This window comes from Sulfitobacter sp. 1A12157 (assembly GCF_043557345.1).
Classification (GTDB): domain Bacteria; phylum Pseudomonadota; class Alphaproteobacteria; order Rhodobacterales; family Rhodobacteraceae; genus Sulfitobacter.
Genome location: NZ_JBIFFV010000004.1, coordinates 172,982 through 193,731 on the forward strand (window position 1 = coordinate 172,982; position 20,750 = coordinate 193,731).

16 protein-coding genes are annotated in these 20,750 nt (G+C 63.5%); 10 read left to right on the forward strand and 6 right to left on the reverse strand.

From position 1 onward, the window contains the following. The first annotated feature begins 64 nt into the window (after positions 1 to 64). Together ACGYLC_RS09600 and ACGYLC_RS09605 are read left to right on the forward strand one after the other, a co-directional pair. On the forward strand, positions 65 to 2,320 hold the full coding sequence (locus ACGYLC_RS09600) for an ATP-binding protein (RefSeq protein ID WP_394422786.1): 2,256 nt from the start codon (positions 65 to 67) through the stop codon (positions 2,318 to 2,320). Then, positions 2,313 to 3,725, forward strand: a complete 1,413-nt coding sequence (locus ACGYLC_RS09605) for a sigma-54-dependent transcriptional regulator (RefSeq protein ID WP_394422787.1) — start codon at positions 2,313 to 2,315, stop codon at positions 3,723 to 3,725. The genes ACGYLC_RS09600 and ACGYLC_RS09605 overlap by 8 nt, the downstream gene beginning before the upstream one ends. Positions 3,726 to 3,769: 44 nt before the next feature. Here ACGYLC_RS09605 and ACGYLC_RS09610 read toward each other — a convergent pair whose 3' ends face one another. Beyond that, positions 3,770 to 4,264, reverse strand: coding sequence for a hypothetical protein (locus ACGYLC_RS09610; protein WP_394402039.1), 495 nt, complete (start codon positions 4,262 to 4,264; stop codon positions 3,770 to 3,772). 126 nt (positions 4,265 to 4,390) lie between these two features. Here ACGYLC_RS09610 and trkA point away from each other — a divergent pair, with 126 nt between their 5' ends. The 5 genes from trkA to ACGYLC_RS09635 all read left to right on the forward strand — a co-directional run bounded on the left by trkA (position 4,391) and on the right by ACGYLC_RS09635 (position 9,498). Continuing rightward, positions 4,391 to 5,767, forward strand: a complete 1,377-nt coding sequence (trkA, locus tag ACGYLC_RS09615; protein ID WP_394402037.1) for a Trk system potassium transporter TrkA — start codon at positions 4,391 to 4,393, stop codon at positions 5,765 to 5,767. Between the two features lie 16 nt (positions 5,768 to 5,783). Then, the gene (locus tag ACGYLC_RS09620; protein WP_394422788.1) at positions 5,784 to 7,334 is read left to right on the forward strand and encodes a TrkH family potassium uptake protein; all 1,551 of its coding nucleotides are present in this window, start codon (positions 5,784 to 5,786) and stop codon (positions 7,332 to 7,334) included. A gap of 130 nt (positions 7,335 to 7,464) precedes the next feature. Then, on the forward strand, positions 7,465 to 7,704 hold the full coding sequence (gene hfq / locus ACGYLC_RS09625; RefSeq protein WP_007119530.1) for an RNA chaperone Hfq: 240 nt from the start codon (positions 7,465 to 7,467) through the stop codon (positions 7,702 to 7,704). Continuing rightward, positions 7,701 to 8,999, forward strand: coding sequence for a GTPase HflX (gene hflX, locus ACGYLC_RS09630; protein ID WP_394422789.1), 1,299 nt, complete (start codon positions 7,701 to 7,703; stop codon positions 8,997 to 8,999). Before hfq ends, hflX begins: the two co-directional genes overlap by 4 nt. A 97-nt stretch (positions 9,000 to 9,096) precedes the next feature. Beyond that, on the forward strand, positions 9,097 to 9,498 hold the full coding sequence (locus ACGYLC_RS09635; RefSeq protein WP_394402031.1) for a DUF2177 family protein: 402 nt from the start codon (positions 9,097 to 9,099) through the stop codon (positions 9,496 to 9,498). On the opposite strand, the gene ACGYLC_RS09640 is transcribed toward ACGYLC_RS09635, so the two are convergent. Together ACGYLC_RS09640 and ACGYLC_RS09645 are read right to left on the reverse strand one after the other, a co-directional pair. Then, complete coding sequence (locus ACGYLC_RS09640; RefSeq protein ID WP_394422790.1) at positions 9,495 to 10,061, reverse strand: pseudouridine synthase; 567 nt, start codon at positions 10,059 to 10,061, stop codon at positions 9,495 to 9,497. The two genes, ACGYLC_RS09635 and ACGYLC_RS09640, sit on opposite strands and share 4 nt — an antisense overlap. Continuing rightward, positions 10,058 to 12,526, reverse strand: coding sequence for a penicillin acylase family protein (locus tag ACGYLC_RS09645; protein ID WP_394422791.1), 2,469 nt, complete (start codon positions 12,524 to 12,526; stop codon positions 10,058 to 10,060). The genes ACGYLC_RS09640 and ACGYLC_RS09645 overlap by 4 nt, the downstream gene beginning before the upstream one ends. Positions 12,527 to 12,622: 96 nt before the next feature. On the opposite strand from ACGYLC_RS09645, the gene ACGYLC_RS09650 reads away from it, so the two are divergent. Beyond that, positions 12,623 to 13,495 (forward strand): NAD(P)-dependent oxidoreductase, encoded by an 873-nt coding sequence (locus ACGYLC_RS09650; RefSeq protein WP_394402022.1) that lies wholly within the window; start codon positions 12,623 to 12,625, stop codon positions 13,493 to 13,495. Between the two features lie 87 nt (positions 13,496 to 13,582). On the opposite strand, the gene ACGYLC_RS09655 is transcribed toward ACGYLC_RS09650, so the two are convergent. Both ACGYLC_RS09655 and hemB read right to left on the reverse strand, forming a co-directional pair. Further along, positions 13,583 to 14,149 carry a YSC84-related protein gene (locus ACGYLC_RS09655; protein ID WP_394402020.1) on the reverse strand — a complete coding sequence of 189 codons (567 nt, stop codon included), beginning with the start codon at positions 14,147 to 14,149 and terminating at the stop codon, positions 13,583 to 13,585. Positions 14,150 to 14,275: 126 nt separating this feature from the next. Continuing rightward, positions 14,276 to 15,280, reverse strand: a complete 1,005-nt coding sequence (hemB, locus tag ACGYLC_RS09660) for a porphobilinogen synthase (protein WP_394422792.1) — start codon at positions 15,278 to 15,280, stop codon at positions 14,276 to 14,278. Positions 15,281 to 15,399: 119 nt separating this feature from the next. On the opposite strand from hemB, the gene ACGYLC_RS09665 reads away from it, so the two are divergent. Beyond that, on the forward strand, positions 15,400 to 15,927 hold the full coding sequence (locus tag ACGYLC_RS09665) for a component of SufBCD complex (protein ID WP_394402016.1): 528 nt from the start codon (positions 15,400 to 15,402) through the stop codon (positions 15,925 to 15,927). Between the two features lie 31 nt (positions 15,928 to 15,958). Beyond that, positions 15,959 to 19,429 carry a transcription-repair coupling factor gene (gene mfd, locus ACGYLC_RS09670; RefSeq protein ID WP_394422793.1) on the forward strand — a complete coding sequence of 1,157 codons (3,471 nt, stop codon included), beginning with the start codon at positions 15,959 to 15,961 and terminating at the stop codon, positions 19,427 to 19,429. 19 nt (positions 19,430 to 19,448) lie between these two features. Here the strand turns inward: mfd and ACGYLC_RS09675 are convergent, their stop codons facing one another. Continuing rightward, a complete protein-coding gene (locus tag ACGYLC_RS09675) occupies positions 19,449 to 20,654 on the reverse strand; it encodes a multidrug effflux MFS transporter (protein WP_394402177.1) in 1,206 nt (401 codons plus the stop codon). Between the last annotated feature and the right edge of the window lie 96 nt (positions 20,655 to 20,750).

Sequence of the window (20,750 nt, forward strand, 5' to 3'; positions counted from 1 at the left end):
TCCCCTGTTCAGGACCACATAATATGGCGGTTGATGCAGCGATGCATCACAACATCGGTGAGGTATGCGGGTGGCAACCCGGTCACGCAGGTTCAAGCTCGAGCGGTTGGGGCGTCTCAGGCGGGTCAAACGGCTGCGCAATTGGTCCACCTTCGGGCTGGTGGTGCTGGGGCCGGTCTTGGCGCTGGCCACCTATTTGGCACTCGGGCCGTTAGGGCAGGGGGCGGATACGCTCAACCTGCGGCTCATTCTTTTGACCGATCTGGTTTATGTGCTGCTGGTGGCGGCGCTGGTGCTTATCCAGGTCGGGCGGCTGATCTCGGCGCGGCGCGCCAAATCGGCAGGCTCGCGGTTGCACCTGCGGTTGACGGGGGTCTTTGCGCTGATGGCGCTGATCCCCACGGTCACGGTGGCGATTTTTGCAGGGCTGACGGTGAATGTCGGGCTCGAAGGCTGGTTCTCTGACCGGGTGAGCGGCGTGGTCGGCTCATCCCTCGCGGCGGCAGAGGCCTATGAGGCCGAGCAGCGCGAAGCGCTGATCTTGGACGCGCAGACCCTTGCCCGCAGCATCGACAACGCCCGCGCGCAGGGCATCAACCTGAGCGACAGCGAGCTTTTGGGCGAGGGCCAGCGGCAAATCCAACGGGGGCTGCGCGAGGCCTTTCTGATCGACAGCACCGCGCAGATCCGGGCGCGGGGGGATCGGTCCTATCTCTTTGATTTCGAGGCCCCCACCGAGGCGCAGCTTGAAGCTGCCAGCGACGAGGGGCTTTTGGTCATCGAGGACTGGCCCAACAACGAATTTCGCGCACTGGTGCCGATGGACGCCTATGTTGATCGTTTCCTCTATGTCTCCCGCGCGGTGGATGGCGAGATTCTGGCGCTGCTGGACGAAACCAAAGAGACGGTGCGCCTCTACCAACAGCTTGAATCCGAACGCGGGCGGCTGCTGTTCGAATTCGCCCTTGTCTATCTGGGCTTTGCGGTGATCCTAATTCTGGCCGCCGTCTGGCTGGGCCTATGGTTCGCCGAGCGTCTTTCCGGGCCGGTCGGGCGGCTCACGGGGGCCGCGCAGCAGGTGGGCGCAGGCGATTTGAACGTGCAGGTCCGCGAGGAAGAGGGCGATGACGAGATCGCCATGCTGGGCCGTTACTTCAACCAAATGACCCGGCAGTTGAAGGGCCAGCGCGAGACGCTGTTGGAGAATACTGATCAGATCGAGCGCCGCCGCCGCCTGTTTGATTCCGTGCTAAGCTCGGTGACTTCGGGCGTGGTGGGGCTTGACCCCGAGGGGCGCGTGACCTTCGTCAACCGCTCTGCCATGCGGCTGCTGGATTGGTCGGAAGATCAGCAAAGCCTGCCGCTGACCCTTGCCGTGCCGGAGTTTGGCCCGCTGTTCGAGACGGTCAAGGCTGCCTCGGACGAGGTCGCGCAGGCCGAGGTCAAGGTCTCGCGCCAAGGGGCGATGGAGAACCTGCTGGTCCGTATGGCGACCCGCCGGTCCAAGGACGGCGATCTAGAGGGCTATGTGGTGGCCTTTGACGATGTGACCGATCTGGTCTCGGCGCAGCGCATGGCCGCATGGGGTGATGTCGCACGGCGCATCGCGCATGAGATCAAGAACCCGCTGACGCCCATCCAGCTAAGCGCCGAACGCATCCGCCGCAAGTTTGGCCCCAAGATGGCCGAGGGCGATGACGACGCGCTGGAGCAGATGACCGGTGTGATTATCCGCCAGACGGGCGACCTGCGGCGCATCGTCGACGAATTCTCGAAATTCGCGCGGATGCCCGAGCCGGAAACCAGCCGTCAGGACATCCGCCAGTTGCTGCGCGACGCGGTGTTGCTTCAGCAAAGCCGGCAGGAAGAGGTGGCGATCAAGCTCGACCTGCCCGCAGAGCCGGTCATGGCCAATATTGACGGCACCATGATTTCGCAGGCGCTGACCAATCTGATCAAGAACGCAGGCGAAGCCATTGAAAGCCTGAAGAATGAAGGCCCGCCCGCAGGGCATGTGCCGCAGATCCGCGTGACGCTGACGCCCGAGAATCGGCTTTTGCGGCTGACCATCGCCGACAATGGCATTGGCCTGCCCGAAGACCGCGCGCGGCTCTTCGAGCCCTATGTGACCACGCGCAGCGAAGGCACGGGGCTGGGCCTGCCGATCGTCAAAAAGATTATCGAGGAACACGGCGGCAGCCTGACGCTCGAAACCGCGCCTGCATTCGACGGGCAAGACCATCACGGTGCCATGGCAGTCATTTCGCTGCCATTGGCCATCGACGCAACGACAGACCAAGGGGATAAGGCAGATGAGTGACATTCTGATTGTAGACGACGAACGCGACATCCGTGAGTTGATCTCGGATATCCTTGAGGATGAGGGTTTCGCCACGCGATTGGCCAGCAATTCGGATGAGACGATGGCCGAGATCAATACCGAGGCACCGGCCCTGATCATCCTTGATATCTGGCTGAAAGACAGCCGCATGGACGGGATCGACATTCTCAAAACGGTCAAGCGCGACAACCCGGATGTGCCGGTGGTGATCATTTCGGGCCACGGCAATATCGAGATTGCCGTGGCGGCGATCAAACAGGGCGCTTACGACTTCATCGAAAAGCCGTTCAACATCGACCAGTTGCTGGTGGTGATCCGCCGCGCGATGGAAACCTCGCGCCTGCGCCGGGAAAACCAGAACCTCAAGCGCCGCGATGTGGCGACCTCCGAGATGATCGGCACCTCGGCGCCCTATCGGGCGCTGCTGGGCCAGCTTGACAAGGTGACCAAATCCAATGGCCGCGTGATGCTGACCGGCCCCGCCGGATCGGGCAAGGAGGTGGCCGCGCGCTATATCCATGCCCATTCCGCCCGCGCCTCGGCGCCCTTCGTCACCGTCAACTGCGCCGGGGTGGCGCCCGACCGGATGGAAGAGGTGCTCTTTGGCCGCGAGACGCCTGATCGCGGGGTCGAGCCGGGGTTGCTCGAGCAGGCCCATGGCGGGGTGATCTATTTCGATGAGGTCGCCGACATGCCGCTTGGCACCCAGTCCAAGATCCTGCGGGTCTTGGTCGATCAACAATTCACCCGCGTTGGCGGGACGGATAAGGTCCGGGTCGATCTGCGGGTGATCTCTTCGACGAACCGCGATCTGGATCAGGCGATCAAGGCCGAAACCTTCCGGCAGGAACTCTATCATCGTCTGAACGTCGTGCCGATCGCCGTGCCCTCGCTTGAAGAGCGTCGCGAGGATATCCCGCTGCTGGCCGAACATTTCATCGCCGAATTCAACGCCTCTCAAGGGCTGCCGCAGCGCGCGCTGACTGAAGACGCCGTGGCGCTGATGCAAACGATGGTCTGGCCGGGCAATGTGCGCCAGCTCAAGAACCTTGTCGAACGGGTGCTGATCCTCGGAGATGGGACCGGCCCGATCGAAGCGCGGGAACTGCCGGGCGAGGAAGAGAACGGCGGCGATGAGGGGCGCGTGGTGCTCTCAGGCGCCTTGGCGACGCTGCCGCTGCGCGAAGCGCGCGAGGCATTCGAGCGGGAATATCTGCTGACCCAGATCAACCGTTTCGGCGGCAACATCAGCCGCACCGCGAATTTTGTGGGGATGGAGCGCAGCGCCCTGCACCGCAAGCTGAAATCGCTCGGCGTCGTGACCTCGGCCAAAGCGGGCGTGCGCGTGGCCCATGTGGACGAGGAAGTCGAAGCGGCGGGCTAAGCGCCGCCGGTCGCGCGCGGGGGGCTGCGCCCCGCGCGTCCGCGTCACCCTTGGGTGACGATCTGGAACGACCCGTCGTTGTTGCGGATCACGCAGGACTTGGGGTTGAGCGTGGGCAGGGTGGTCGTTGCCCGCGTCGGTGCCGCACGGGCCACATTGCCGGGGCAAGCGGGGATCGACACGGGCGCAAAGCCCTGGTCGGCCATACATTGCGCCTCGACCCGGTTGCGCAGGTCTTCGTTCGGGTCAAAGGTCACCAATTCCCCCGGCACGTAAAAACCGCCCCGCGTGGTGCAATTGTTATCGGCATCGCAGAGGCGGCGCGCGGGCACGTAGCGCGGCGGCTCGCGGCGGATTTGTGTTGAGATCGGCACGTCGCGCAGGGCCTGAACCTCGCAAGCGGTGGTGGCGCGGTTGACCTGCGCGACACTCGCGCCCGGTTTGTAATAGGTGTTGAGCGGCGCACAGGCCGCCGCGGCCAAGCCGACAAAGGTCAGGGCGACAGCGGCGCGGGAGGGGCGAGGGAATATCGGTTTCATGGCCCCATCATGCCGCCGTTGCGGGGTAAAGACAATTGATTTGACCCTTGCCAACCCATCTGTCATGCCCTCTAACCGACCTAAGACAACCCTCACACGATCTTTGCTCAGGGTAAGGAAGCCTTCATGAAAATCATCATTTGCGGCGCAGGGCAGGTGGGTTGGCAGATTGCCCGGCACCTTAGCGGAGAGCGCAACGATGTGACCGTGGTCGACAGCAATGCCGAATTGATCCGCCGCGCCACCGATACGCTGGATGTTCAGGGCATCGCCGGATTTGCGAGCTACCCGGACGTGCTGGACCGGGCGGGCGCGCGCGACGCCGAGATGATCATCGCCGCGACCCATTCCGATGAGGTCAATATGGTGACCTGTCAGGTGGCGCATTCGGTCTTTGGCATCAACCGCAAGATCGCGCGGCTGCGCAGCCAATCCTATCTCGATGCGATCTACTCTGACCTCTACCGCCGCGATCACATGCCGATCGACGTGGTGATCTCGCCCGAGAAGGAGGTCGCGACCGCAGCGCTTCAGCGACTCAGTGCGCCCGCCGCTTTCGACACCGAGATTTTCATGGACGGGCAGGCGCAGCTGTTGGGCATCTCGATCGACAGCGATTGCCCGGTGGTGAATACGCCGCTGCGGCAGCTGACCGATCTCTTCTCGACCCTGCGCGCCGTGGTCGTGGGCGTGCGCCGCGACGGCACGCTGTTCGCGCCCGAGGCGAAGGACCAGCTTTTCGTCGGGGATGATTGCTATGTCTTCTCGCATCGCGACGACATCGCCCGCACGATGGAGATTTTCGGCAAGCAAACCACCAAGCAAGAGCGTGTCGTGCTGGTGGGCGGGGGCAATGTCGGGCTGACCGTGGCGCAGCATCTGGAAAGCGGGCCTCTGCGCGTGCGCACCAAGATGATCGAGAAGAACCGCAAATGCGCCGAACGCGCCGCCGAAGGGTTGGAGCGGACCATCGTGCTCAATGGTGACGGGCTCGATGCGGCCCTGCTGGCCGAGGCAGGCATCAGTCGCGCCGATGCGATGCTGGCGGTGACCGATGATGACAAGACCAACATGCTGTCTTGCGTCCGCGCCAAGGCCGAGGGCTGCCCCTATGTCATCGCGCTGATCAACGACCCGACGCTGGTGCCGCTGATGACCCACCTCGGCATCGACGCCTATATCAACCCGCGCGCCACCACCGTGAGTTCGATCCTGCGCCATATCCGTCATGGCCGGGTGCGGGCGGTCTATTCCATCGGTGATGCCGAAGCCGAGGTGATCGAGGCCGAAGTGCTCTCGACCTCGCCCCTCGCCGGTAAGAAAGTCTCGGAAATCGACTTCCCCGAGGGCGTTTTGATAGGCATGCTGCGCAAGGAAGGCAAGGTCATTCGTCCCCTGGGCAGCACGCGGATCGACGAGGGCGATGTGGTCGCCCTCTTTGCTCTGGCCGAGGATGTGCCGCGGGTCGAACAGCTTTTGCAGGTCTCGATCGACTTTTTCTAACCGCAGGAGCGCCTTTGTGACGCAACCGACCCGCATAGGCCCGACCGGCATCCGCCGAGAGATCGTGCAGCTGCCGTTGTTCTTGCAGTTGTTCGGTGTCTCCGCCCTGTCGATGATCCTGCCGTCGATCCACGGGTTGGTGATGAACGATCATTTGGCCAGCCGCGCCTTTCTCTATGCGGGGCTTCTGGGGCTTGTGGCCTTTACGCTCATCGCCATCGCCCATGCCGGGCGCAAACCCTTGGACGGGGCGCTTGGGCCGCTTTTGTCGCTGCTCTCGGCCTTTGTGCTGCTGCCGGTCTTCTTTGCGGTGCCTTTTCTTGAGGCACTGCCGACGACGCGTTTCGTGAATGTCTATTTCGAGATGGTCAGCGCCCTGACCACCACCGGGGCCACCATGTTCAACCCCGAACGGCTTAGCGACACGCTGCACCTGTGGCGTGCGCAGGTTGGCTGGATGGGCGGGCTGCTCATGTGGGTCACGGCCTCGGCCATTCTGGCCCCGCTGCATTTGGGCGGCTTCGAGGTCACGGCGCAGGCTGAGCCGGGGCGGCCTGATGACCGGATCAACACGCGGATGGGCCGGATCACCCCGCGCCAACGGCTGCTGCGCACCACGCAGGCGCTGCTGCCGATCTACTTCGGGCTGACACTGCTGCTGTGGCTCTTGCTGGTCATCGGGGGAGAGACGGCCTTGGTGGCGCTTTGTCACGCGATGTCGGTCATGGCGACGTCGGGTATTTCGCCCATCGGCGGCGTGGCCGAGGCGCAGGTCGGGGTGACGGGCGAGGCGGTGATGATGCTCTTCATGCTCTTCGCCCTGTCGCGGCTGACCTTTTCCAAGGATACCGTCACGGCGACCCAAGGCGGGCTGATGACCGACCCTGAGTTTCGCATCGGTATTCTGGTGGTGATCGGCGTGCCGCTGCTGCTGTTCGCGCGCCATTGGATCGGCGCTTTTGAGGTTGAGGTCGAGGTTGACGGCACCCGCGCCTTGCACGCGCTTTGGGGCGGGCTGTTCACGGTGCTGTCCTTCCTGTCGACCACCGGTTTCGTCTCTGAGCATTGGGCCGAGGCGCAGAATTGGTCGGGGCTGCGCACGCCGGGGCTGGTGCTCATGGGGCTTGCGCTGATCGGCGGCGGGGTGGCCACCACGGCGGGCGGGGTGAAACTGCTGCGGGTCTTCGCCCTGTATCAGAACGGGGTGCGTGAGATGGACCGGCTGGTCTATCCCAACTCCGTCAGCGGGGCGGGGGCGGCCGGGCGGCGTTTGCAAAGCAACGGGGCTTTCATCGCTTGGATCTTCTTCATGCTCTTTGCCATGTCACTGGCTGGGGTGACTCTGTTGCTGACCCTGACAGGCGCGTCCTTCGATGCGGCGGTGGTCATGTCGGTGGCCACGCTCTCCACCACCGGGCCGCTGATCGAACATGCCGCCGACAAGCCCATTCACCTGATCGAACTGGGTTTGGCGGCCAAAGTCATCCTTAGCGGTGCTATGGTGCTGGGGCGGCTGGAAACCTTGGCGATTATTGCGCTGATGACCCCGAATTTGTGGCGCGCTTGACACGTTTAGCGCTAGAACCGCTCTAGTCCTCTGATATTGGGGCTGGAAACTCACGCTTTCGCACTCCATACTTGAGGCAATGGGGGGGTCCGGTACGCGGACGCCAGCAAGAACAAAAGGCGAGACTACCATGGCGTCAGACAGACAGAACCTTCAGGATGCGTTCCTCAACCACGTGCGCAAGACCAAAGTACCGGTGACAATTTTCCTGATCAATGGCGTCAAATTGCAGGGCGTCATTACGTGGTTTGACAACTTCTGCGTTCTGCTGCGCCGCGACGGTCAATCGCAACTTGTGTACAAACACGCGATTTCGACCATCATGCCAAGCCAGCCGATCAGCCTATATGAGGGCGAAGACGCTTCTTGAGCCGTCCAGCATTTCAGATCGACAACAGCGACGGGCCCCGCGTGACGCGCGCTTGGGTGCTGCATCCTGATATCAAGTCCGACAACGACCGGCGCGCGCCCGAGCCCGCGCTGGCCGAAGCCGTGGCGCTGGCCGAGGCGCTGCCCGAGTTGCAGGTCGTCGGCTCCGAAGTCGTGCCTCTGCGCACGGTGCATGCGGGTATGCTGTTCGGCAAGGGCAAGATCGAAGAGCTTGAGCAGCGCATGAAGGGGGCAGAGGTCGACCTCGTGCTGGTCGATGGCCCTGTGACCCCGGTGCAGCAGCGCAACCTTGAGAAGGCATGGGGGGTCAAACTGCTCGATCGGACCGGCCTGATTCTGGAAATTTTCAGTGATCGTGCGGCGACCCGCGAGGGGGTGCTTCAGGTTGAGATGGCCGCGCTGAACTATCAGCGCACGCGGCTTGTCCGGGCATGGACCCACCTTGAGCGGCAGCGGGGCGGTTTGGGCTTTGTCGGCGGGCCGGGTGAGACCCAGATCGAGGCCGACCGCCGTGCCATCGACGACCAATTGGTGCGCCTGCGCCGCCAGTTGGAAAAGGTCGTGAAAACCCGCGCCCTGCACCGTGCCGCACGGGCCAAGGTGCCGTTCCCGATCGTGGCACTTGTGGGCTATACCAACGCCGGGAAATCCACGCTTTTCAACCGTTTGACCGGGGCCGAGGTCATGGCGAAGGACATGCTCTTTGCCACGCTCGACCCGACCATGCGCAGCCTCGTGCTGCCCGATGGGCCTGAGATCATCCTCAGCGACACGGTGGGTTTCATCAGCGATCTGCCCACGGAACTCGTCGCCGCCTTCCGCGCCACGCTGGAAGAGGTTTTGGCCGCCGATATCATCTGCCACGTGCGCGATGTCTCTCATGCCGAGACCGAGGAGCAGGCCCAGAACGTGCGCGATATTCTCGCCTCTCTCGGTGTGCCGAAAGAGACCCGCAGTTTCGAGGTTTGGAACAAGCTCGACCTGCTGCCCGAAGACCGGGCCGAGGCCATGCGCGCCCGTGCTGCGCGCAACGATGACGTGCTGGCGATCTCGGCCATCACCGGCGAAGGGCTTGAGACGCTGCAAGAAACCATTGCCGAGGCGCTGCAAGGTGCCGTGCGCGAGGCTATGTTGACCCTTGGTTTCGCCGACGGCAAGAAACGCGCCTGGCTGTTTGCGCAGGACGTGGTCGAAGGCGAGCGCCAGACCGATGACGGGTTCGAGATCACCGTGCGCTGGTCCGCGCGGCAGGAGGCTGAATTCCAGCAAATTTGACGGGTTTGCCATGGGCGGTGAAATTTTGCCGCCCCCGGCATCGAATTCCGCGCCGCGCGCCGCATATGGTCCTATGACCAGAAACGGAGCGCGCCACATGACCCTCGTTATCCTTTACCTCTCAACCGTCGTCATCTTCCTCGGGCTGGATTATCTCGGGCTGACCTATCTCATCAAACCTGCGTTCGAGCGCGATATCGGCGACTGGCTGCTTGATGAATTCCGCATCGCCCCGGCGCTGATCTTCTATGCCTTCTTCGTGGCCGTGGTGCTGTGGTTCGTGTCTTGGCCCGCGATGGTGCAGGATCATTCGCTGCTGTGGGTCTTTGGCAATGCGCTGCTGATCGGGGCGATGGGCTATGGCACCTATGAGTTCACCAATCTGGCGACGCTTAAGGATTGGACATGGCCCATGGTCGCGCGCGACTTCACTTGGGGATCGGTCCTGACCGGGACGGCGGCGACGGCGGGTGTGGCGATCACCCGCGCCTTCACCTAACGGCCCGTTTCGGTCGACCAGCGCCAAGCGCCGGGTTGCAGCCCGGCGAGTGTCCAATCGCCCACGCTTTCGCGGATCAGCCGCAGCGTGGGCAAGCCGACATGAGCCGTCATGCGCCGCACTTGCCGGTTGCGCCCCTCGCGGATGGTGATGCGCAGCCAAGCGTCGGGCACCGTCTTGCGAAAACGCACCGGCGGGTCGCGGGGCCAAAGCGGATCAGGCGCGTCGATCTGATGCACTTGGGCGGGTTTCGTCAGGCCGTCCTTCAGTTCGACACCTTTGCGCAGCGCGTCGAGCGCTGCGGCATCCGGTATCCCTTCGACCTGCACCAGATAGCTTTTGGGCCGTTTGTATTTCGGATGTGCGATACGGGCCTGCAACGGGCCGTGATCGGTCAGCACCAAAAGCCCTTCGCTGTCGCGGTCAAGCCGCCCTGCGGGATAGAACCCCTTTTCATCGACATAGGCCGAGAGGGTGGGCCGCGTGCTGCCTTCGGTGCCCTTGTCGGTGAATTGCGACAGCACGCCGTAGGGTTTGTTCAGCAGGATCACGCGGGCGGTCATTGGGCAGGCTCCAATCGGGTCACGCCCACGGCGGCGGCGCGGGCCAGTTCGGCGTCCAGCGACATCGGAATATACTCGCCCCGCCGCCAAAGCTGCGCCATATCATCGTAATGCCGCGACAGGAAATGCCCCGATTGCCCGGTGGAGGTGACAAAGACCGAACTGTCGGGATCGGCGAAATCGTAAACGCCGCGATAGCCTGCGCCATGCACATTATAAAACGGGTCTTTGCCGGTGCCGCGCGTCAGCCCGCGTTGCAGGGTGTTATCCCCGCCCGAGGTCGACTGGCGGATGTTCACGAAGTAGCGCAAAAGCGGCACTTCGCCTAGCACGGGGTGGTCATGGGTCGCCTGATGCGCATCACCCCAGCGGAGCGATTCAAGCTGCGTGCCCCATGTCTCTTTGATCCAGAGCAGCGCGTCGTCCAGCGCCAGCCGCGCCATGTCGTGGCAGGTCTCCACCGGGGCGGATTGGCGCACGTCACACCATTTCGCAGCGCCCTGCACATCGCGAAAGGCGCGTTCGATAAAGAGCGGCTGGATATGGGTGAACTCCTCGGCCAGCGGTCCAAGTTCGTCGCGGATCAGCCGGTCCTGTAACGCGCGGATCCACGCGGCATAGATCAGCGGCTCGGGCAGGTGTTCGTTCATCTCACCCGACCAACCGGCGAGCAGATCGAGCGCGCGCTGGCGCTGGCGCTCGGGCGTGCCGTCTGGGGCGGCTTCTCCGGTGAACCACAGCTCGGCGCCGATGAGCGGCAGCAGCGACCGGGCCGTGGGGCTGACGGTATCAAGCTGCGCTTCGATGAAACTGTCGCGGGTGTGGACCTCGCGGTTCTGCATCAGCCGCTGCCAGCGTTGCACCCGCTGCGTGTCGCCCCAGACAAAGGAGACGTGGTTAGGAAAGGGGCGGTCGACGGTTTTGTTGTTCGTATTGCCGAGGATGCCGCCCGCGGGGGCGACGAACTCGGGGTTCGCGGTATAGGGTAGCATCCCGTCCCAACGGTTGGCGGCGATCCAACCGGGGCTGGGCATGCGCCCTTCGCTTTGGTGATTGGCATCGCGGCGCGGCATGGCGCCGATGGTCTTCATCGCGATGGTGTCGCGGTCGACCAGCGTGAGGTTTTGGGCGGGCGCCACATAGTCCGTCGCGGCATTGATCGCCTGCTGCACCGATTTCGCGCGCATCACCTTCATCGCGGCGGCAAGCGAGGTGTCTTCTTCGGTCAGGAGGGTCGCGGCGACTGAGGCGACATGCCCCGGCGGGGTGATGCTGCCAAGGTTGTAATGGCTGCCGGGCAGCACCGGGCCATTGTCGGTCCAGCGCAGGGTGACGGTGATCGGATCGGCATCGGCGATGTTGATGATGGAGGAGCGTTTGCGGAATTTCTTGAACCCGTCGGGGGTGCGGTATTCCTCGGCATTATCGGGGTTCAACTCTTCGATATAGACGTCTTGATCGTCGACATAGGCGGTGGTCAGCCCCCAGCCCAGATCGGCGCTGCGGCCGGTGAGCACCACGGGCATGCCCGGGATGGTGCCACCGATCACGCCGCCGGTCTCAAGCTCCAACCGGGCGAGATACCAGATCGCGGGCGCGGTGAAGCCCAAATGTGGGTCATTGGCCAAAAGCGTGCCCCCCGCGGCAGAGCGCGAGGGCGCGGCGGCCCAAGCGTTAGAGGCCCCGGCAAAGGCCTGCCGTTTGAAGGGCGACAGCGGGTGGCTGTCTGCCGGCGCTGCGGCGGCGTGGCGGCGGGCGACCTCGGGGAAGAGGGCCGCATATTCGGGCAGGGCGGCAACCCCGCTGCCCGGCGCTTCGGGCAGGATGTCGCGCAGACGGTCTTGGTCGCTTAACTCAAGAGACACCCGTGCGCGCAGCACCTCGGCCTCCAGATGGCCCGACATTTGCAGGCCCATAAGCTTGGTCACCGCCAGTGAATCCGCGGGCCGCCACGGGGCCATGGGCGCGTTGAACAGCCACATCTCGGGCGCACCGCGGCCCAAGGCTTCGGTGTTGATCTGATCCAGCCGCGCATTGATCCCGGCGGAATAGGCCTCAAGCGCCGCTTCGGTTTCGGGGTCGAGCTTATCCGCCGCCGCCACGGCAAGGCGGTAGATGTCATAGCGCCGCATCAGCTTGTCGGTGGTGATGGTGGCGGTGCCGAAGACCTCGGACAGCCGCCCCTGCGCGGTGCGCCGCAGGGTGATCAATTGCCAGAGCCGGTCTTGGGCATGGGCGAAACCGAGGCCGAAAAAGACATCCTCATCGCTCTGCCCGAAGATATGCGGCACATTGGCGTTGTCGCGCACGATCTCGACCGGGGCGCTGACGCCTGCGACCTCGACCGTATCGTCATAGTCGGGCAGGGACCGCGCGGCGAACCAATAGACCAGCAGCAAGACCACGACGCTCAGCGTGACGAGAAACACCGCCAATCGGATAAGCCAGCGAAACATCAATGCCATCGGGGGATCCTCGACTGGCGCGCAGATTGACCGGAGCGCGCAGGGTGGTAGGTGTAATGACAGGGAATAACGCAACTGAATGATAAGGAAAAGCACATGGCAAAGCTCGCGTTTTTGGGACTGGGGGTCATGGGGGCTCCGATGGCGGGGCATCTGCAAAAGGCGGGCCACGATGTGACCGTCTACAACCGCACCGAAGCCAAGGCGGACGACTGGGTGAAAACCTATGGCGGTGCCATGGCCAAGACCCCGCGTGCGGCGGCAAAGGATGCGGATTTCGTGATCGCCTGCGTGGGCAATGACGACGATCTGCGCTCGGTCTGTTTGGGAGAAGACGGGGCCTTTGGCGGCATGACGGCAGGGGCGATCTTTGTCGATCACACCACCGTTTCGGCGGCTGTGACGCGCGAACTTTATGCCGCCGCAGATGACGCGCAGGTGAGCTTTGTGGACGCGCCGATCTCGGGCGGTCAGGCGGGGGCGGAGAACGGCCAATTGTCGATCATGTGCGGCGGCGACGAAGGCGCTTTCGACCGGGCACTGCCGATCATGGAGGTCTACGCGAAAATCTGCCGCCGCATTGGTGAAAGCGGCGCAGGCCAGATGACCAAGATGTGCAACCAGATCGCCATCGCGGGGCTGGTGCAGGGCCTGTCAGAGGCGCTGCATTTCGCTGAGAAGGCCGGTCTTGATGGCCGCGCGGTGGTCGAGGTGATCAGCCAAGGCGCGGCAGGCTCATGGCAGATGGCGAACCGCTATGAGACCATGCTCGATGACAAGTTCGATCACGGCTTCGCGGTGGATTGGATGCGCAAGGATTTGGGCATCTGTCTCGATGCGGCGGACGAGACGGGAGCGAGCCTGCCGGTGACCGCGCTGGTCGATCAGTTCTACAAGGACGTGCAGAAGATGGGCGGCGCGCGTTGGGATACGTCGAGCCTGTTCAAACGGTTGCAGAACCTCGGGTGACGCGCGACGGGCCGTTTTGGCCTTTGCCCCAAACAAAAACGCCCGGCTTAACGCCGGGCGTTTGCTTTTCGCGGGCATGGGCGTCCCTTAGGGAATGATCCGCGTGTATTTCGTGCCTTCCAGCGTCGCGCCGATGCGCAGGCCCGCGCGGCCAAAGACCGCCGCCAGCACCGGGGCCATGACGGTGGTGGTATCCGCGCTGACGCTGTCGCCCTTGTCCGAGATCACATATTCCAGACCGGCGCCCGCCGCCCAACCGGGCGAGCTGCGGAATTCGCGCAGGGCGGGTTCGGTCATGAAGAACAGCACATGCGCATATTGCTGCGCGCCGATCTGCAAACCGCCCGAGGCTTTGGTCACCGAATAATAGTCCACCGTCACGTCGTTGACGCGCAGCGCGCCGCGCCCGTAGGCACCGCCAAAGCCAAGGCCCGCTTCGGTCACCAGCGGCATGACCAACATGCCATTGGCCTTTTGCGCCAATTGGCGGGTGTTGGGATAGCCGCGGTACATCTCGGCCAGTGTCGCATCCACGCGCGCGTCGATCATCGCGCTGCCGCGTCCGCCCACGCCATTGCCGCAGGCCGCGGTCGCGCCGAGCGCCGTAAGGGCGCCCAATGTCACGAAGCGCCGGTTATATGTCTGTTTGGTCATCTTTTCTGCCTGTATATTCAAGATCGGTTGCCTGCTGCCGGTTTTCCCGACTTGCCCGCGAGATTACGCATAATCACGCGGTTTGTCATGTTCATTGGCCCCTGTGCGCAGATTTACGCCCTTAGGTCACGCGCTTTTGTGCAAAAGCCGGGCGACATCGGGGGCGAAATAGGTCAGCACGCCGTCGCAGCCTGCGCGTTTAAAGGCCAAAAGGCTCTCCATCATCGCGCGTTCGCCGTCGATCCAGCCTTGGTCCGCTGCGCCCTTGATCATGCTGTATTCACCCGATACCTGATAGGCAAAGGTCGGCGCGCCGAAGGCGTCTTTTACCCGGCGGCAGATATCAAGGTAGGGCATCCCCGGCTTCACCATGACCATATCCGCCCCTTCCGAGAGGTCGCGCGCCACCAGCCGCAGCGCCTCGTCACTATTGGCCGGATCCATCTGATAGGTCTTCTTATCGCCGGTCAGCGCCGAAGAGGCACCGACCGCGTCGCGGAACGGGCCGTAGAAAGCACTGGCGTATTTGGCGGCGTAGCTCAGGATCATCACGTCCTGATGTCCAGCCTCTTCGAGACCGGCGCGGATCGCGCCGATGCGCCCGTCCATCATATCCGACGGGCCGATGATATCCGCCCCCGCTTCGGCCTGTGCCAGCGCCATCTTGACCAGCGCCTCGACCGTGCGGTCGTTCACGATGATGCCGTCTTCGACGAAACCGTCATGGCCGTTGATGTTATAGGTATCGAGCGCCACATCGGTCATCACCACCATGTCCGGCACCGCCGCTTTGATCGCGGCGATGGCGCGGTTGGTGGCGTTCTGCGGATCCCATGCGCGGGCGCAATCCTCGGTCCGGTCCTCGGGCCCGGTATAGGGAAAGACGCAGACCGTGCCGATGCCCAAATCCGCCGCCGCGCGCACCGCCGGGACCAGCATGTCGACCGACCGGCGCATGACACCGGGCATCGAGGGGATCGGCTCTTCCACGCCTTGGCCTTCGCGCACGAAAACCGGCCAGATCAGATCGCCCAAGTGCAGGTCATTCTCGCGCACCAGCGCGCGGATACCGGCATTGGCACGGGTACGGCGCAGGCGTGTGGCGGGGAAGGGGGCGTGGACGGGTTGCATCAATTATACCTCAGAATGGCTCGGCAAGGGCTTGCCATGTATTTTTGAACGCCTCAACCCTATGAATTGTCGCGCCGGACCGCTAAGAGAACCGAACTCAATATTCGGACGAGCACGCCTTGGACTGGTATCAAACCCTTTTCGAAATGATCGACATGCGCTCTTTCTCGAACCTTTGGTTCTGGATCGCGCTGGCTGTGATGTGGTCGACGGCAAGTCACTGGGTGCTGGGCGTGCCCTTCGACATGGTCCTGCGCGCCCGGCGCTATGGCGGAGAGGCCGAGGCCGATCTGGAAGACATCGTGCGGATCAACGTGAACCGGATGCTCTATATCTCGCAGGTCTCGGGGCTGTGGCTCTTGGGGCTGGGGTTCTTCGCGTTGACCTCTCTGGTGCTCCTGGGCTTCGTCTATGGCATCGAATTCGCGCAAGCCCTGCTGCTCTTGGGTTTCCCGATGTCGCTTGTAGGGCTTTTGAGCCTGTCGACGGCGCGGCTCATTCGCATCGAAGGTTCAACCGGCGAGGTGTTGCGGCGGCGCTTGATGCGGCACCGGCTTTACACCCAGATCATCGGCATGATCTCGATCTTCGTGACCGCGCTTTGGGGAATGTATCAAAATCTAAGCATCGGCCCGCTGGCGGGTTGACAGCCCCCCTCCGAGGGCCAATTGAGACCCGATGAACGATCCGCGCAATATCACCCTCTCCGGCGTTCCCGAAGGCTATGATGCCCGCGCCATCCTCGATGAAATCGCCAAGGGCGGCCAGCCGGTGGTCCATGTGGCGCGCGATGACAAGCGCATGGCGGCGATGCAGGCTGCCTTGCGGTTCTACGCCCCCGACATGCCGGTCGTCACCTTCCCGGGGTGGGACTGCCTGCCCTATGACCGGGTGTCGCCCAATGCCGACATCTCGGCCCGGCGGATGGCGACGCTGGCGGCATTGGTGCATGGGATGCCCGATCAGTTCGTCCTGCTGACGACCTTGAACGCGGCCAGCCAACGCATCCCCGCCCGCGACACCCTGCGCGATGCGGCCTTTGCCGCCCGCGTCGGCAGCCGGATCGACGAAAAGGCGCTGCGCGCGTTTCTGGTGCGCATGGGCTTTGTGCAAAGCCCCACGGTGATGGAGCCGGGCGATTACGCGGTGCGCGGCGGCATCATCGACATCTACCCGCCCGGCGATCTTGGCCCGGTGCGGCTCGACCTTTTCGGCGATGTGCTGGATGGCGCGCGGCGGTTTGATCCGGCGACGCAGCGGACCACAGAAAAGCTCGATCTGGTGGAACTTGCCCCGGTGAGCGAGGTCATTCTCGACGAGGCGGCGATCACCCGCTTTCGGCAGAACTACCGCATCGAGTTCGGCGCCGCAGGCACCGACGATCCGCTTTACGAGGCGATCAGCGCGGGCCGCAAACATCAGGGCGCGGAGCATTGGCTCGCGTTTTTCCACGACGATCTGGAAACGCTTTTCGACTATCTGCCCAAGGCGACGGTCACATTAGACGATCAACTGACCCCGATGCGGATTGCGCGGTGGGAAACAATCGCCGACCAATATGAGACCCGCAAACTGGCGATGAAGACGCGCTCGAAAATGGACAGCGTCTATAAGCCCGCGCCGCCGGAGGGGCTGTACCTGACCGATGACGCCTGGACCCAAGCGTTGCTGGACCACCGCGTCATCCAGTTCAACCCGCTGCCACAGCCCACGGGGCCGGGAGTGCTGGACGCGGGCGCGCGGCTCGGGCGCAATTTCGCCCCTGAGCGCCAGCAGGAATCCATCAGCCTTTTCGGTGCTTTGGCCGCACATATTAAAGCAAAGCTTGAAGTTGGGCCGGTGCTGATCGCCAGCTACTCCGAAGGCGCGCGGGAGCGCCTGACTGGGCTGATCGAAGACGAGGGTCTGGCCGAAGCGATCCCGGTGATGGATGCCACCCGCATCGGCAAGCGGGGCTTGCATCTGGCGGTCTGGGCGCTGGAGCACGGGTTCGAGGCGCCGGGGATGACGGTGATCTCTGAGCAGGACGTGCTGGGCGACCGGCTCATCCGCGCGCCGAAACGCAAGCGCCGGGCCGAGAATTTCCTGACCGAGGCGCAAAGCCTCAGCCCCGGCGATCTGGTGGTTCATGTCGACCACGGCATCGGGCGCTATCACGGGCTTGAGGTCGTCACCGCCGCAGGGGCTGCGCATGAGTGCCTTGTGCTGGAATATGCTGAACAGTCAAAGCTTTACCTGCCGGTGGAGAATATCGAACTGCTGTCGCGCTACGGGCACGAGGAAGGGCTTCTCGACAAGCTCGGCGGTGGCGCGTGGCAGTCGAAAAAGGCCAAGCTGAAAGAGCGCATTCGCGAGATGGCGGATAAGCTCATCCGGATCGCCGCCGAACGCAGCCTGCGCAAAGCGCCCGTGCTCGACCCGCCGCCGGGCATGTGGGATGCCTTCTCGGCCCGGTTCCCTTACACGGAGACGGACGACCAGCTTCGCGCCATCGGCGATGTGATCGACGATTTGACCAGCGGCAATCCGATGGACCGTCTGGTCTGCGGCGATGTGGGGTTCGGCAAGACCGAGGTGGCGATGCGCGCGGCCTTCGTCGCGGCCATGTCGGGCGTGCAGGTGGCGGTGATCGCGCCGACGACCCTGCTGGCTCGGCAGCACTACAAAAGCTTTGCCGAACGCTTTCGCGGCTTCCCGATCAACGTGCGCCAACTCAGCCGCTTCGTCTCGGCCAAGGAGGCGGCGGCGACGCGCGAAGGGATGGCCAAGGGCACGGTCGATATCGTCATCGGCACCCATGCGCTGCTGGCCAAGGGCATTCGTTTCAATGACCTTGGCCTTTTGATTATCGATGAAGAACAACACTTTGGCGTCACCCATAAGGAGCGGTTGAAGGCGCTGCGCACGGACATCCACGTGCTGACCCTCACCGCCACGCCGATCCCGCGCACCTTGCAACTGTCGCTTACCGGCGTGCGCGACCTGTCGATCATTGGCACGCCGCCAGTCGACCGCCTGTCGATCCGCACCTATGTCAGCGAATTCGACGCGGTGACGATCCGCGAGGCGCTTTTGCGCGAACATTACCGTGGCGGGCAGAGCTTCTACGTGGTGCCGCGCGTCAGCGACCTGCGCGAGATCGAGGAGTTCCTGAAGGCGCAACTGCCCGAGCTTTCTTACGTCATCGCTCACGGCCAGATGGCGCCGGGTGAGCTCGACGACCGGATGAACGCCTTCTACGACGGCAAGTTCGACATTCTGTTGGCCACGACAATCGTCGAATCCGGTCTCGACATTCCCACGGCCAATACAATGGTGGTGCACCGTGCCGACATGTTCGGTCTGGCGCAGCTTTACCAGATCCGGGGCCGTGTGGGCCGCTCAAAAACGCGCGCCTATGCCTATCTCACGACCAAGCCGCGCGCCAAGCTGACCGACACGGCGCAGAAGCGCCTCCGGGTGCTGGGCAGCCTCGACACGCTCGGCGCGGGCTTCACGCTGGCGTCCCAAGACCTCGACATTCGCGGCGCGGGCAACCTGCTGGGCGAAGAACAGTCCGGCCAGATGCGCGACGTGGGTTTCGAGCTTTATCAGTCCATGCTGGAAGAGGCGATTGCCAAGATCAAGGCGGGCGAGCTTGAAGGGCTGTCCGAGGCCGATGAGCAATGGGCGCCGCAGATCAACCTTGGCGTGCCGGTGCTGATCCCGGATGACTATGTGCCGGACCTCGACGTGCGCCTCGGCCTCTACCGTCGCCTCAGCGAACTGTCGACCAAGGTCGAGTTGGAAGGCTTCGCCGCCGAGCTGATCGACCGTTTCGGCAAGCTGCCGAAGGAGGTCAACACACTGATGCTGGTGGTGCGGATCAAGGCGATGTGCAAACGCGCCGGGATCGCCAAGCTCGACGGGGGGCCGAAAGGCGCGACGATCCAGTTCCATAACGACAAATTCGCCTCCCCCGAAGGGCTGGTGAAATTCATTCAGGATCAACGCGGGCTGGCCAAGGTCAAGGACAACAAGATTGTCGTGCGGCGCGATTGGAAGACGGATGCCGATAAGATCAAGGGCGCCTTTGCCATTGCTCGTGACTTGGCCGAACATGTGATCGCCAAGGAAAAGACCGCGAAAAAGGCGAAGGCAAAGGGCTAAGCCCTTCGAAAGGCGGCGGTTATTCCGCCGCCGCCGGCTGCCGGTTTTCCACCCGACCCATGTAGAGCATCAGCGCATAGGCCGCGATTGCCATCAGCAGCATGGCCAGCGCCAGCGGCTTGGTGGTGCCGTCGAACATCAACCCCACCGGGGAGGCGATGAGCGCCGCCAGCACGGTGGAAATCGCCCCCACGACCGAGGCTGCCATGCCCGCGATATGGCCCATCGGCTCCATCGCGATGGCGTTGAGGTTGCCCAGTGTCAGCCCCGCTTGGAAGAACAGGCAAGTCTGGAAGAACACGAAAGCGGCGAAGCCGTATGGGTCGGGCAGGGCGCCGAGGTTGAGGAAATACATGGCCCCCGACAGCAGGATTTGCACGCCCAAGGCGATGGTCACCAGCCGCCGCATACCGTAGCGGACCACCAAAAGCGCGTTGATCAGGCTGGCGCTGGCCGCCACCACGGCGATGCCGCCGAACCACAACGGGAAGCTTTCGCCCCGGCCATAGACGGTGTCATAGATCGGCTGCACCAGCATCAGCATCGAAAAGAGCATCGCCATGGCAAGCGACTGCACAAGGATCGACAGGCGCACCGTCGGGTGGCCGACCAACTCGCGCACCGCGCCAATGATCAGCCGTGCGCGCAGCGGGCGGCGGTCTTCGGGGGCGAGGGTTTCGGGCAGGCGCAGGGCCATCCAGATGACCGAAATGAGCGAAAAGGCAATGAAGGCGACAAAAATCGCCCGCCAGCCCGCCGTCAGAATGATCCCCGCGCCCAGCATCGGGGCCAAGGCGGGCACCAGCGCGAAGACCATCATCACCACCGACATGATCCGCGCCATCTCGCGCCCCGCATAGAGGTCACGGATGATCGCCACGGCCACCACACGCGGGCCAGAGGCGCCGAGCCCTTGGAAGACGCGCGCCACCAGCATGACTTCGAGAGAGTTGCTCATCCAAGCGACGAAGGCCGAAAGGCAATAAAGCGCGGCCCCGCCGAAGACCACGTTGCGGCGGCCGAATGCATCCGACAGCGCGCCGCTAAAGAAAGTGCCCAGCCCCATGCCAAGCACGAAGGCCGTCAGGATCAGCGGGGCGCGGTGGGCGATCTCTGGCGACAGTTCCGCCGCAATTTCGGGCAGGGCGGGCAGCATCGCGTCGATGGAAAAGGCGATGGTGGCGATCATCATCGCGATAAGGCCGACGAATTCGATCCGCCCCATAGAGAATTTCGGATTTTCGGTGGTCACGAAGGCGCACTCCGGCGATTGTCCCGAACGGCGGATCCGTTTGGGCAGGATTCAGGGAATAACTTGTGG